Source organism: Lacisediminihabitans changchengi (assembly GCF_016634425.1).
Classification (GTDB): Bacteria; Actinomycetota; Actinomycetes; order Actinomycetales; family Microbacteriaceae; genus Lacisediminihabitans; species Lacisediminihabitans changchengi.
The window spans coordinates 141,600-154,571 of record NZ_JAEPES010000003.1; the positions used below are offsets into that span (position 1 = coordinate 141,600).

Genomic DNA, 12,972 nt, shown 5'->3' on the forward strand with positions numbered 1-12,972 from the left:
GTCCTTAAGATTACCTCTATGACTTCACCCCTCACCACCAGGCCGGAACTCCTCTCAGCACTCCGGGAGGCGGTACACGGCGGGCTGCCCGTGTCCATCGCCGACCTGTCTGCTCTGGTCCGCATCCCCTCGGTGTCCTGGTCGGCGTTCGACCCGGCTCATGTGCAGCAGAGCGCTGACGCCGTCGCGGCGCTCGCGACCGGCCTCGGGGTATTCGACGACGTGCAGATCTCCCGCGCCACCATCGGCGACAGCGAGGTTCTCGGCCAGCCCGCCGTGCTCGCCACACGCGCCGCAAAGAACGGCAAGCCGACCATCCTGCTCTACGCCCACCACGACGTGCAGCCCCCCGGGAAGGACGAGGACTGGGATTCGCTCCCGTTCGAGCCCACGGTGCGCGGCGAACGCCTCTACGGGCGCGGGGCAGCGGATGACAAGGCCGGAGTCATGGCGCACATCGCGGCCATTCGCGCCCTGGTCGAGACCGTCGGGCCGGACTTCGACCTCGGGCTGGCACTGTTCATCGAGGGGGAGGAGGAGTTCGGCTCCCGCTCGTTCGGCAACTTCCTCCAGCAGCACCGCGAGCAGCTTGCCGCGGATGTGATCGTGGTCGCCGATTCCGACAACTGGGACACCGAGACCCCCGCGCTCACCGTCGGCCTCCGCGGAAATGTGACCTTCCGGCTCACGGTGTCCACGCTGGCGCACGCCTCGCACTCGGGGATGTTCGGGGGAGCGGCTCCGGATGCGATGCTCGCGCTGGTCAAGCTGCTCGCAACCCTCTGGGACGACGACGGTGCTGTCGCGGTCGAGGGGCTCGCGAGCATCCCGCAGGAGACTCCGGAATACCCGGAGTCCCAACTGCACGAGGAGGCCGCGCTGCTCGACGGCGTGCGTCCCATCGGCACCGGCACCGTGCTCAGCCGTCTCTGGTCGAAGCCGGCCATTACGGTGACCGGAATTGATGCTCCCTCCGTGGCGAACGCATCCAACACCTTGCTTCCGTCGGTGAGCGTGCGGATCAGCGCCCGCATCGCTCCCGGCCAACAGGCGACGGAGGCGGCCGCGGCACTCGACAAGCATCTGCGCGAGCATGCGCCGTTTGGTGCGCATGTCGCGGTCGACGATCTGGACTACGGCAACGGCTTCCTGGTCGACACCACCGGATGGGCGGTTGCCGAGGCAGAGACGGCGATGGCGGATGCCTGGGGTCGCGAGGCGGTCGAGACCGGCATCGGCGGCTCCATTCCGTTCATCGCCGACCTGGTCGAGGTGTTTCCTGAGGCCCAGATCCTGGTCACCGGCGTCGAAGATCCCGACACTCGGGCACACAGCCCGAACGAGTCACTTCACCTCGGGGTCTTCCACCGGGCCATCCTCACCGAGGCCGTGCTGCTGGCGCGCCTCAACGAGCGCTAAGCCGGTCGGTCGTCGAAAGTGCATGTCAATCTCGTCGCCTCACAGGTCAACAGCGCAGACCGTGCTTACACTGAACCAAGACTTTTCACCCAAGCGAAGGAGTGGTCATGACTGACACCACACTGGCTGACACGACATTGGCTGACGTCAGCGTCGCCGAGACCGCCCAGGCCCCCGCGGGCGCCGCACACGGCGTTCTGCTGAGCGAGACTGCCGCCGTCAAGGTCCGCAGCCTCTACGAGCAGGAGGGCCGCGACGACCTGCGTCTGCGCGTCGCCGTCCAGCCGGGCGGATGCTCGGGGCTCATCTATCAGCTGTACTTCGACGAACGTCTGCTCGAGGGCGACGCGACCGTCGATTTCGACGGCGTCGAGGTGGTCGTCGACAAGATGAGCGTGCCATACCTTGACGGGGCCACTATCGACTTCGAAGACACGATCCAGAAGCAGGGCTTCACCATCGACAACCCGAACGCCACGGGCAGCTGCGCATGTGGAGATTCTTTCCACTAGCGATCGTGGGGCGTTAGCTTTCCAGCAGCCTCTCAATCGCCATCCAGAGAAGGGGACCGCCGATCGGCGGTTCCCTTTTTTGTGCCCGGATCTCCGCGATTTCTGCCCGTCCAGCGGCCATTCCGGTCTGAGTTCGGCCCGCTGTCGCAGTAGGCTGATCACACTAAAGAGACTGTGAACTGCAGCAGTCCGTGTCATCCGAGAGGTTTTCAGGTGCGTTCTAACCGCCGTCTTCGATGGGCCACCATTCCGGTTGCCGTCGCGCTCGTCCTGGTTCTTGCGGGGTGTAGCCAGGACCAGCTGAGAGGCTTCCTCCCGGCTGGCTCCGAGGGCGCCACCAACCACACCGAAGGTGTCACGAGCCTCTGGGTGAATTCCTGGATCGTGCTCCTCGTGGTCGGTCTGATCACCTGGGGTGTCATCATCTGGGCAGCGGTGGTCTACCGCCGTCGCAAGGGACAGACCGGACTCCCGGTCCAACTGCGCTACAACCTGCCGATCGAGATCTTCTACACGATCGTTCCGCTCATCCTCGTGCTCGGATTCTTCGCGTTCACCGCGAAGGAGCAGAACAGCATCGAGCACCCCACCAAGAACCCCGACGTTCAGGTCGAGGTCTACGGCAAGCGGTGGGCGTGGGACTTCAACTACCTCAAGACGGGCCCCGGCGACAAGGGCGTCTACTCGCCCGGCATCCAGGCTCAGGAGATGGAGAAGGCCGACGGCACCATCGACGAGAGCAAGCTCCCGGTGCTGCACCTTCCGGTGAACAAGAGCATTCAGGTCAAGATCGAGAGTCGCGATGTCGACCACTCGTTCTGGGTCATCGACTTCTTGTACAAGAAGGACAACATCCCAGGCCGCGACAACTACATGTACTTCACGCCGACCAAGATCGGCAAGTGTGCGGAGCTGTGCGGTGACTATCACTCGCTCATGCTCTTCAAGGTAAAGGTGGAGTCGCAGGCCGACTACGAGGCCTACCTGCAGACTCTCGTCGAGAAGGGCCAGACCGGCACCCTCGGCTCCGAGTACAACACCAATTCGAACCTGCCCGGCAACACGGCGCCGGCGACGGACAACGAGTAGGACGGCCACCATGACTACCGTGACAGCACCCCGGCCGACCGTGGGAGGCAGCAGCGCCCCGACGTATCAGGCGCCGACCGCACGACCCGCCGGCAATATCGTCGTCAAGTGGATCACCACTACAGACCACAAGACCATCGGGTACCTGTACCTGATCACGTCGTTCATCTACTTCCTGCTCGGCGGTGTGATGGCGCTCGTCATCCGTGCGCAGCTTTTCGAGCCCGGTATGCAGTTGCTGCAGACCAAGGAGCAGTACAACCAGCTGTTCACGATGCACGGCACCGTGATGCTGCTGATGTTCGCGACGCCGCTGTTCGCCGGCTTCGCCAACGTGATCATGCCGCTGCAGATCGGTGCGCCTGACGTCGCGTTCCCGCGACTCAACGCCTTCGCGTACTGGCTGTACAGCTTCGGTTCGTTGATCGCGGTTGCCGGGTTCCTCACTCCGCAGGGCGCCGCGTCGTTCGGCTGGACGGCCTACGTTCCGCTGTCGACCACGACGTTCTCGCCATCGCTCGGTGGCAACCTCTGGGTGTTCGGTCTGGCGTTGAGCGGTTTCGGCACGATTCTCGGTGCGGTCAACTTCATCACCACCATCATCACGATGCGTGCGCCCGGTATGACCATGTTCCGTATGCCGATCTTCACCTGGAACGCTCTGGTGACCTCGATCCTCGTGATCATGGCCTTCCCCGTGTTGGCCGCTGCGCTGTTCGCGCTCGGCGCCGACCGCGTCTTCGAGTCGCACCTCTACAACGTGCAGTCGGGTGGTGCGATTCTCTGGCAACACCTGTTCTGGTTCTTCGGGCACCCCGAGGTGTACATCATCGCTTTGCCGTTCTTCGGCATCATCTCGGAGATCCTGCCGGTCTTCAGTCGCAAGCCGATCTTCGGCTACAAGACGCTGGTCTATGCCACGATCGCTATCGCGGCACTGTCGATCACGGTGTGGGCGCACCACATGTACGTGACCGGCACGGTCCTGTTGCCGTTCTTCTCGTTGATGACGATGCTCATCGCCGTTCCGACGGGCGTGAAGATCTTCAACTGGGTAGGCACGATGTGGCGGGGGTCCGTCACCTTCGAGACTCCGATGCTGTGGGCGATCGGCTTCCTGATCACCTTCACGTTCGGTGGTCTCACCGGTGTGATCCTGGCTTCGCCGCCTCTCGACTTCCACGTCTCCGACACCTACTTCGTCGTCGCCCACTTCCACTACGTCGTGTTCGGCACCGTCGTGTTCGCGATGTTCGCGGGCTTCTACTTCTGGTGGCCGAAGTGGACCGGCAAGATGCTCAACGAGCGTCTGGGCAAGATCCACTTCTGGCTCCTGTTCGTCGGCTTCCACACGACGTTCCTGATCCAGCACTGGTTGGGTGTGGTGGGCATGCCGCGTCGGTACGCCACCTACCAGCCCGATGACGGCTTCACCTGGATGAACCAGCTCTCGACGATCGGAGCGTTCCTGCTCGGCGTCTCGATGCTGCCCTTCATCTTCAACGTGTACATCACTGCACGGAAGGGCAAGCGGGTCACCGTGAACGACCCGTGGGGTTACGGTCGCTCGCTCGAATGGGCCACCTCCTGCCCGCCGCCGCGTCACAACTTCACCTCAATCCCGCGCATCCGCTCGGAGTCGCCAGCGTTCGACCTCAACCACCCCGAGGTCGGAATCCCGGTCGGGATTGGTCCGTTGAAAGACGCGCCGGACGCCGCCACCTACGACATCGCTGACGGAGAGGTCAAGTAACAATGGGCGTCAACGCCAAACTCTTCTGGATCCTGGCCGGCTTCTTCGTGGTGGCCGATGCCGCCTACACGATCTGGAGCCTCCTCGACAGCAACTATCGCGTCTCCGCCGAGCCCGCCGGTGGAGTGCCCGGACCGGCTGTCGAGTGGGTGGGTACCGTCGGTATCGCACTCACCGGCGTGCTGTCCGCATTCATCGCGTTCTACCTCGGCCGTACCAACAAATCAGTGGGCGGCACGCTCGCTGAAGACCGTCTCGATGCCGACATCGACGACGGTGACGCCGAGCAGGGCTTTTTCAGCCCGTGGAGCTGGTGGCCGTTCATGCTCGCTGCCGGCGCCGCGACAGTGTTCCTCGGAATCGCCGTCGGCTTCTGGGTGTCGTACATCGGTGCTTGCATCGCGCTCATCAGTCTGGTCGGCTGGATCTATGAGTATTACCGCGGTAACTTCGCCCGTTAGCATCCGGTCGGCGTCAGGTGATGACGCCGACTCGGTCTTCGCGCTTGTCGTACAGCTGGGTATCGGAGGCGCGCCGCAACGGGCGTCGTTCGACGAAGCCTTCGCGCACTCCGTTCAAGGCGCATACGACCACATTCTTCTGGTGGCCGAGGTAGACGGAGCGGTGGTCGGATATGCGCTCGCCACGGTGGCCCGGCTGCTGTACACGAACGGTGACGTGGCGCAGCTTCAGGAGCTGGTTGTCGATTCCACGGCCAGTGGCAACGGTTACGGAAGCCAGCTGGTGGGCGCGATCGAACGTGAGTGCGAGGCCCGGGGCATCCGACAGCTCACGGTGGCGAGCATCTTGCGCGGCGCGTCGTTCTATGAGCGGCTCAACTATCGCTCCACGGCCAACTACCTGAAGAAGAGTTTTCTGCTCGACTAGAGGCCGGTTCGGCGTCTCCCGGTGAGGGAGGCCTGCCGCGTGCCGTGGCACTCAACTTCGGACGGTCTGCTGGCGTTGGCGGCGCTGCGATCGAGTCTGACGCATCCATCGAGACAATGCGTCCCATTCTGTTGTGGGACGCTTCATGCATGGCGGCACGAGCCCGGGTGAGGCGCAGGTGGCTTCTCTGACTATGTCAAGGTTTCTTGGCCCCACCGTGACGGAGATCTCTGGCCCCACGTGGTGACCGGCTAGTCGCGTCGGCGAGTGCGGGCAGGCTGGGTGACAGACTTGTTTGATGGCAGGTTTTCATCATGTGGAGTTGTGGATCGCGGATTTCGATCAGGCCCGAGTCGAGTGGGGCTGACTCCTCGGACGATTGGACTTTGTTCTGGATGACGTGTCTATATGAATCAAACACGAACGGCCGCGATTCTCCTCATCGACCGCCCACTCGAAAAACGGTGGGAGTTCAAAAACCACGTGGTCAAAACCATTGGCCGGCAGCAAGGCGCCGCTCTCCGAAACGTGATGAGCGTGCCCTTGAAGAACGCCGCTCAAGCCGCACACGTTTCTCTCTATGGAAAAGCTGCGAACAGCAAAGTACAAAGCGAATACCTTAAGCAGTTCCAGTCATGGGGGCTAAAGAAGAACGGCAAAAACGGGGTCATCTGGCCTTAAATAATTTGCGCCCGACGCATCCAAAAGCAGCGCCCCTAGCCGTCCTCTCTCCCGGCTGGGGGCGTTTTCTCTGCCCGATAATGGATGTATGACTTGGGAGCTCGCGCACCACCCGCGTGGCGTCTATCACGCCACAACGGCCACCATCGAAGCCGGCGACAGTGCCGCGGCGATCGCGCAGCTCCGCAGCACCATCCCGGCCGATCACCTAGGGCGTGTCTCCTAAAGATGTGATTGCTTGTCGGTGACGATTGAGGCACGTCGCGTTTCACGTTTTTGGATGATCAGCAGTGGGCTCTTCTGAAGCCGGTGATTCCGTCGTCGGATGGGCGTCAGGGGAGGCCGTTCAGGGATGATCGGAAGGTCATCGAGGGCATCATCTACCGGTATCGGTGCGGGATCGAATGCTGGCGACGCTGCTTACGATCGCCGACAAGCAAGGCGCGGTCGATTGGGCGGTGTCGGTGGATTCCACGGTGAATCGTGCCCATCAGCACGGCCCGCGCTACAGGGGGATCTGTCGAATTACACGAATCTGCGGGTAGAGCCACCTGATCACGCCATCGGTCGTTCCCGCGGCGGTTTGACAACCAAAATTCATGCCCTGGTCGATGGTCAAGGGCGCCCGTTAGTGCTGCTCGCCGGGCCCGGTCAGGGCGGAGATTCGTCGATGTTCCTGCCATTGATGGGTCAGCTGAAGATAGGTCGGTCTGGGCCGGGACGACCGCGGACCCGCCCAGACCGGATGCGTGGCGACAAGGCATATTCGTCGCGGGCGATCCGTTCGCACGAGTCCGAACGAGGGATCGTGGCCGTAATTCCGCAGCCCTCGGACCAGATCGGCCACAGAAAACATCGCGGCCAAGCAGGCGGCAGGCCCCCCGCCTTTGACGCCGTCGACTACAAGGGACGCAACGTCGTCGAGCGGAACTTCATGTAAGGATGGGCCATCGGCTACGAGCAGGAGAAGCGATATGTCTTGGTCCCAAACGACCTCGTGGGTGCTCGTCATCGTCGGGGTGGTGGCACTCCTCGTCGGGCTCCTGAGCCCGAGCCGTGCCACGCTTGGCCGATACTCTCGTCGTCGATTCTTCGTCACCGCAGGAGCGATCCTCGTCGTGGCGGCTGGCGTTCTCTTCGTCGCCGTGACCATATTTTGGTCGTCTCGCGCGATGCCGGTTTAACTGCTGAGTGACCAAAAAGGGGCCCCAACAATGATGTTGGAGCCCCTTTTCGTTCCTGCGTCGCTACACGCCGAGCAGACTGAACGAGAGGTTGTTATTGACGAACGTCTCGATCGGAGCGAACAGCACATCCTTGCTGCACTTACGATCGTTTGCCCCAGTCCCGCCAGGTTCCCCGGTGCAGGTAGCGGTTCCGTCGATGATGCCGCTGACGATGCCCGTTCCATAGGCTTCGGTGCTTCCGTCAGCCGCAGCGGCGAAGCCCATGACGGGCCCACCGCTGTCGCCGTTTCCAACCGCCGGCACCGAGTTGTGCGTCCGCGTTAGCCAGTAGCACTGGAGCCCTTCGTAGCAGGTATAGACGCTGGTCTCGACGACATCGTTGCCGCAGACAGTTCCCGAATATGAGCCGTTGTAACAGACCTGGTCACCTGCGATCGAGGCGTAATAGCCCACGATCGGTGCCACCTGGTTGCTGACGTTGTACGGTCCGACGAGGGTGTAGCCGGAGGGGTCAGTAGTTCCCCGAAATATCTCGAAGTCGCTCCCGCCGCCGGCCGTTCCGCTGGTCGTCCCGACGTGCACTGCGTTCCCGGAGTAGCCCCAGTACCAGGTGCCGTTCAGGGCATGACCGCAGTGGTCGGCCGACACATTCCCATACTCGCCGTCGGAGCGAATCACGGGGAATCCGGTCGTGCAGTTGTAGCCCTGACCGGTCATCAATCCTCCGGTGAAGACCGGAGCGTCGTTTCGCTGTCGCAGCGTCGGAGTCACCGCGCCGGCCGACTCGTAGCGAAGCTGCACCCCACCGACCTGCGACTTTCGGGCGGATAGGTCGCGGAGCGTCGAGGCGTCCGCGTCGACGGCGATTGTCACGGTCGAACCATCAGATGAGGGAGTAGCCGTCACGAGCTGCTGCCCGTTCGCCATCGTCCCATCCTGATCGGCCAGCCCCTCAATGAGTTTGCTCAGGGCAGCCTTGGACGTCGATGCCGAGACGATTTGAGACTTTTGGTCCGCCGACAGCGATTTCGCGAGAATACCCTTCACCGCCTCGGGGTCGCCGTTCACGTAGACGTTGAGCGTCTGGGTGGATGCGTCCCAACGGAAATCGTTGAGCTGGGCACGGTGGGAGCTTGCTTTCAGCTCGGCAACGGCCAGCCTCACCTGGTCGGGGATGATGCTGGTTGCGTTCTCCGGCAATCCCCTCTGGAGCTCTGTACCGGCCGGCAGCCCAGCGTTCGTGTGCTTCATGGGAAATTGTGCGTTCGGGTTGCCCAGTAACGGTGCAGCCGCGCTCGCATCTTGTGGAGCCCAGGCGGCTCCGGTGCCTGCTATCCCTGCCATCGCGATCAGGCCGGCTGCGCATACTGCCCCGAGTGTTCGTCTTCGCTTGCTCATTGCCACTTCTCACCTTCGTTGTTGAACCCGTGAAAAATGAGGAAACCCCCACAACGCTGAGTCAAACGCACATCGGCAGGAACGGCTGTCGGCTCTTTGGGGCACTAGTGCTCTACGTTCGCCAAACGAAGTAGGCAGGACCCATGAGGATCCCGGAGCCGGTGCGACTGTGGTGGTACGACGGCGGCGGGGTCCGAGTCATCGGCTACAGCTCCCGCCAATGGGGCGTCTACCTGGTCGTCTGCATTCTCGCTCTCGCGGCAACGTTTGTTCCGACGCAGAACTCCCTCACGCTGGCCTTGCACGCCGTTGTCCCGTTCTTAGCCGTCCCGGCCGGGCTGTTTGCTGCGGCGTGCTTCTCCGTCGCTTGTGAGCGAACCAGACGCTTCCGAGCTGGCAGGCGCTGAACGTTAAGGCCGAACCGCCCGGTTGCGCGCGAACGGCACCAACTGCAGGAGGAACCCGAACGCAAGAATCACCCCGGCCTCGATGCATGCCGGGAGCAGGAACGACGCCCATCCGCTACGTAACAAGTAGGCCAGGACCAGGCCACCCATCGTGACGCCGCACAGAAGAGCGACCACGCGCAGGAACACTGCGGCGCGGAAGAAGAACCGGCCCCAGGGGGAGTCCCACCGGCTCCGTGAGCGACTTGGCGAATCCATGCGCCCCAGTCTGAGCCGAGTTGCTGGCATCCGCCAGATAACGGCTCCGCTGCTGCGCCGCCTCTCACGAGGTCAGCCGCCGCGGGTACGCTCAAACTCTGCTGGGCCGGTAGCTTCCATCGAGAGAGAGTTATCTGAGTGGTGCAGCACTGGACCCCGCTGTCCGAGGTCAGTCCGACACCCAACCGCGGCGAGTGGATCATGCACGATGGAGTGACTATGTCAAGGTTTCTTGGCCCCACGGTGACGGAGATCTCTGGCCCCACGTGGTGACCGGCTAGTCGCGTCGGCGAGTGCGGGCAGGCTGGGTGACAGACTTGTTTGATGGCAGGTTTTCATCATGTGGAGTTGTGGATCGCGGATTTCGATCAGGCCCGAGTCGAGTGGGGCTGGCTCCTCGGACGATTGGACTTTGTTCTGGATGCGGAGTGGTCCGGGGGCCAGTCTTGGAGTGCTGGGGGCTCATATCTGACTCTCACAACGTCGCCGAATGTGTCGGTGTCGACGCATGATCGTCGCCGGGTGGGTGTCAATCACCTCGCCTTTAAGGCCTCAGCTGAGGCCGCCGTCGACGCGATCATGGCTGACGCGCCGGCGCATGGCTGGCAGCCCCTCTATTCGGATCGGTATCCGCATGCGGGCGGAAAAGACCACTACGCGGGTTGGCTCGAAAACGCGACGGGGTTCAAGACGGAGATCGTCGCCGACCTTTCGTGAGCCGCGCTGACACCGCTCCTCATCCGGCATGCTGCCTCTGTTGTTTGCTGTGTGCGAGGCGGTAGGAGTCGGTGCCTGTTTCGATGATGGTGCCGTTGAACGTCAGCCGGTCCACGATCGCGGCGCAAAGACGCGGGTCGGTGAACGTCTTCGTCCAGCCGGAGAACGACTCATTAGAAGCGATCGCGATGGAGTTGTTCTCTTCCCGTTCGGTCAGGACCTGGAAGAGGAGTTCGGCGCCTCTGCGGTCGAGTTCCATGTAGCCGAGTTCGTCGATCATCAGCAGGTCGACCCTCCCGTAGCGGGCGATGGTCCGGGCAAGGTTCTTCTCGTCGGCCGCCTCGACGAGTTCGTTCACGAGCCTGGTGGCGAGTGTGTATTTGACCCGGAACCCCTTCTCCGCTGCGGCGGTGCCGAGGCCGATAAGGAGGTGGCTTTTGCCGGTGCCGGAGTCACCGATGAGACAAAGCGGCCGCCCCTTCCGGACCCAGTCGCCGGTGGCGAGGGTGTTGATGGTGGCGGGGTTGATGTTCGGGTTGGCGTCGAAGTCGAAGTCCCCGAGCCACTTGTCCCTAGGGAACCCGGCGGCTTTGACGCGGCGGACGGAGGAGCGGCGGTCACGGTCGTCGCACTCCGCCAGCAGCAACTCGGCCAGGAACCCTTGGTAGCTCAGTTGCTCCTTCTGCGCCGCCGTGGTCGCCTCGTCGACGACCGCCCGGATGGTGGGGAGCCGAAGCCGGCGGCAGGCCTGATCGATCGCGGCGTTCGCCGCTTCTTCCGTCAGCCCTCTGCGTCTCCGGAGGGTGGTGGTGATGCTCGTTGTGGTTGTCATGACGCTGTTCCCTTCTTCATGGTGGGCTCCGGGACTGGTGCGGTTCGCTCGGGCAGGCGCAGCAGCTGGTCGTAGGCGGCGACGGACGGCAGCGGCCTCGTGTCCGCGGGCAGGCCAGCGATAACGGCCGCCGGATCGGCGAGGCGGCGCTGAGTGAGACTGACAACTCGTCGCTCAGGACCGCGAGCATGTTCGACGAGAGGACGGCCCAATCTGGACCCACCCAGCGCTTCGTGGCGACGCGCCTCGACAGCGACAACGTCCGCGGTAACAGCTCCGACCGTGTGAGCCGCCGTGATCCCCGCGGTGACATCCTCGGCCGTCATCGACCGGTGCAGCAGCAGGACGTCAATCAGGGCTTTCGTGCCGCCGGCATCGCCGTCGGTTTTGCGGGCCGCCGCCCAGAATGCCTCATGCGCCGGCGTGAACACCCCCGACGCTCGAGCTTGAGCCAACGCGGTTGATCCGGGGAAGGCGCCGGGCTTGTGCTGGAGAACCTCAAGGTAGTGGTCCAGTTTCACGCTCTGCCCATGCATCTCGACCACCCGGGAGTGGCGCGCAATCTCGGTGCGGCCGTCAAAAATGACGACCTCCGAGGCGCGAAGAGACACCCGGACCGGACGCCCGATCATCCGAGCAGGAACGGAGTAGTTCGCGGTCCTGACCCGGACAAGGCTTGACCTGTTCACTCGCGGCGCCAGCGCTAATCCCGGCTCGAAGCGTTCCGCCGTCACCTTGGCCAGGAGCGGCCGCTCGAGAGCGAAGTCCTGCGCAACGGTGCGGATCCGGTCGTTCACCCGCCGGTTCTCGTCGTCGAGATCCCACTGCCTGCATTTGTCGTTGAGCTGCGCGAGGGAATCGACAACGGGCATCGGAGACAGATGGGTGCGACGGAACCGGCCGACCTCTCCTTCGATGCCGCCCTTCTCGTGAGCGCCCTCGATCCCGGGCCGGCAATAGAACGCATCGAACCCGTAGTGAGATCGGAACAGTACCCAGCGAGGGTTCTCCGTCCGCTGCCTCCCGGTGCCGTAGATGACTTTCGCGACAGCGTCGGTGAGGTTGTCGTAACGGATGTGCCGGGTCGGGATCCCACCGAGATCCTCGAACGCATCGATGTGGCCCTCAAGGAACGCTTCCTGCGCCTGCGTCGGATAAACCCGGTGGATCGCTTTCCCGGAGAACGAGAGGCGGAACGCGAACATGTGGCACTTCGTTTTCACGCCGGCCAGCACTACCCAGAGTTCCCCGAAGTCGACCTCCGCCTCTGCGCCTGGGGCGTGCTCCTGCGGGACGAACACCTCCCGGCCCCGGCCTGCTTCGGCATCGATCACCGGGCGGCGTTTCGCGACGTAGTCCCGGACGGTCGAATACGACAACTCGGACGCGCCGTGCTCCTCGGCAAGCCGGGCCAAGATCCGTCGGGTCGTGTGACGTTGCTTCCTCGGGGCATCAAGATCGACCTTGAGCATCTCGTCGATCGCCGTCTTGAACGGGTCCAGCCTCGGCGCCGGCGACACCCGCGGTTTCCGCGGTGGCGGGTCCGCTGCCTCCAACGCTTGACGCACCGTCCGCCGGTGCACTCCGTGCCGGCGAGCAAGCTCTCGGACGGAGAGCCCCTCGACACGGGCGTCACGACGGATTGTTGCGAACAGCTCCACTCTCGACCCCATTCCGGGCCCTCCTGTCAGTCACGAACACAGACAGGAACCACGGTGAGGTGGGGCCAGATTAAACCGTCACAAGGACCCCGGCGAGTTGCAGGTGGGGCCGACTTCGGCCGCCATCCCGGGGCCAACTAACGCTGACACAGACACTTCTCGCCACGGCG

General features: G+C 63.4%; 15 protein-coding genes and 1 pseudogene. 12 read left to right on the forward strand and 4 right to left on the reverse strand.

Annotation, left to right across the window (positions count from 1 at the left end):
* The first annotated feature begins 18 nt into the window (after positions 1–18).
* From IV501_RS09015 to IV501_RS09060, 11 genes and pseudogenes are all read left to right on the forward strand, one after another.
* Entirely contained in the window at positions 19–1,419 is a 1,401-nt protein-coding gene (locus tag IV501_RS09015; RefSeq protein WP_200556401.1) for a dipeptidase, read from the forward strand.
* Between the two features lie 107 nt (positions 1,420–1,526).
* The gene (locus IV501_RS09020; RefSeq protein ID WP_234698476.1) at positions 1,527–1,931 is read left to right on the forward strand and encodes a HesB/IscA family protein; all 405 of its coding nucleotides are present in this window, start codon (positions 1,527–1,529) and stop codon (positions 1,929–1,931) included.
* Between the two features lie 213 nt (positions 1,932–2,144).
* Positions 2,145–3,020, forward strand: coding sequence for an aa3-type cytochrome oxidase subunit II (gene ctaC, locus IV501_RS09025; RefSeq protein ID WP_200556402.1), 876 nt, complete (start codon positions 2,145–2,147; stop codon positions 3,018–3,020).
* A gap of 10 nt (positions 3,021–3,030) precedes the next feature.
* Positions 3,031–4,773, forward strand: coding sequence for an aa3-type cytochrome oxidase subunit I (gene ctaD / locus IV501_RS09030; protein ID WP_200556403.1), 1,743 nt, complete (start codon positions 3,031–3,033; stop codon positions 4,771–4,773).
* Between the two features lie 2 nt (positions 4,774–4,775).
* Positions 4,776–5,234, forward strand: coding sequence for a cytochrome c oxidase subunit 4 (locus IV501_RS09035; protein WP_200556404.1), 459 nt, complete (start codon positions 4,776–4,778; stop codon positions 5,232–5,234).
* Complete coding sequence (locus IV501_RS09040) at positions 5,203–5,661, forward strand: GNAT family N-acetyltransferase (RefSeq protein ID WP_200556405.1); 459 nt, start codon at positions 5,203–5,205, stop codon at positions 5,659–5,661. Before IV501_RS09035 ends, IV501_RS09040 begins: the two co-directional genes overlap by 32 nt.
* A 408-nt stretch (positions 5,662–6,069) precedes the next feature.
* The gene (locus IV501_RS09045; RefSeq protein WP_200555360.1) at positions 6,070–6,342 is read left to right on the forward strand and encodes a hypothetical protein; all 273 of its coding nucleotides are present in this window, start codon (positions 6,070–6,072) and stop codon (positions 6,340–6,342) included.
* A gap of 88 nt (positions 6,343–6,430) precedes the next feature.
* Positions 6,431–6,568, forward strand: a complete 138-nt coding sequence (locus IV501_RS09050; RefSeq protein ID WP_200555359.1) for a hypothetical protein — start codon at positions 6,431–6,433, stop codon at positions 6,566–6,568.
* Positions 6,569–6,651: 83 nt separating this feature from the next.
* Positions 6,652–6,822: a hypothetical protein gene (locus tag IV501_RS16685; RefSeq protein WP_372430740.1), complete on the forward strand. Its 171-nt coding sequence runs from the start codon at positions 6,652–6,654 to the stop codon at positions 6,820–6,822.
* Positions 6,750–7,276 (forward strand): annotated as a pseudogene (locus IV501_RS16145) (transposase); the annotation flags it as partial. The gene IV501_RS16685 and the pseudogene IV501_RS16145, both read left to right, overlap by 73 nt.
* Before the next feature lie 40 nt (positions 7,277–7,316).
* The gene (locus IV501_RS09060; protein WP_200555357.1) at positions 7,317–7,526 is read left to right on the forward strand and encodes a hypothetical protein; all 210 of its coding nucleotides are present in this window, start codon (positions 7,317–7,319) and stop codon (positions 7,524–7,526) included.
* Between the two features lie 63 nt (positions 7,527–7,589).
* On the opposite strand, the gene IV501_RS09065 is transcribed toward IV501_RS09060, so the two are convergent.
* Together IV501_RS09065 and IV501_RS09070 are read right to left on the reverse strand one after the other, a co-directional pair.
* Positions 7,590–8,780 (reverse strand): chymotrypsin family serine protease, encoded by a 1,191-nt coding sequence (locus IV501_RS09065; RefSeq protein ID WP_200555356.1) that lies wholly within the window; start codon positions 8,778–8,780, stop codon positions 7,590–7,592.
* Positions 8,781–9,337: 557 nt separating this feature from the next.
* Complete coding sequence (locus IV501_RS09070; protein WP_200555355.1) at positions 9,338–9,592, reverse strand: hypothetical protein; 255 nt, start codon at positions 9,590–9,592, stop codon at positions 9,338–9,340.
* A gap of 324 nt (positions 9,593–9,916) precedes the next feature.
* Here IV501_RS09070 and IV501_RS09075 point away from each other — a divergent pair, with 324 nt between their 5' ends.
* Positions 9,917–10,309 carry a VOC family protein gene (locus IV501_RS09075; protein ID WP_200555354.1) on the forward strand — a complete coding sequence of 131 codons (393 nt, stop codon included), beginning with the start codon at positions 9,917–9,919 and terminating at the stop codon, positions 10,307–10,309.
* A 19-nt stretch (positions 10,310–10,328) separates the two neighbouring features.
* Here IV501_RS09075 and istB read toward each other — a convergent pair whose 3' ends face one another.
* A complete protein-coding gene (istB, locus tag IV501_RS09080) occupies positions 10,329–11,141 on the reverse strand; it encodes an IS21-like element helper ATPase IstB (RefSeq protein WP_200555353.1) in 813 nt (270 codons plus the stop codon).
* Positions 11,138–12,814, reverse strand: a complete 1,677-nt coding sequence (istA, locus tag IV501_RS09085) for an IS21 family transposase (RefSeq protein ID WP_200555352.1) — start codon at positions 12,812–12,814, stop codon at positions 11,138–11,140. The genes istB and istA overlap by 4 nt, the downstream gene beginning before the upstream one ends.
* Between the last annotated feature and the right edge of the window lie 158 nt (positions 12,815–12,972).